This is a genomic window from Massilia eburnea, assembly GCF_009720745.1.
Classification (GTDB): Bacteria; Pseudomonadota; Gammaproteobacteria; order Burkholderiales; family Burkholderiaceae_D; genus Rugamonas; species Rugamonas eburnea.
In genome coordinates this window covers 1-255 of record NZ_WNKX01000104.1, presented here as the reverse complement: position 1 = coordinate 255, position 255 = coordinate 1, and the positions used below count along the sequence as shown (strand labels likewise).

General features: G+C 55.7%; 1 protein-coding gene. It reads left to right on the top strand.

What is annotated here, in order from left to right:
• A partial coding sequence (locus GM658_RS29930) for an IS30 family transposase (protein WP_155457521.1) occupies positions 1 to 255 on the top strand: 255 nt, incomplete at both ends.

Here is a 255-nt window from a genome sequence, read left to right as displayed (position 1 = left end):
GAGCGACAGACGCGCTACGTGATGTTGGTGAAGGTGGCGCGCAAGGATACCGAAACGGTCGTCAATGCCTTGATCCAGCACGCGATGAAGCTGCCGCAAGAGCTTTACAAGTCGCTCACTTGGGACCGAGGTTCTGAACTGGCCGACCACAAGCGTTTCAAGCTGGCGACCGATATTCAGGTGTTCTTCTGCGACCCGAGGAATCCCTGGCAGCGAGGTACAAACGAGAACACTAACGGCTTGCTGAGGCAATAT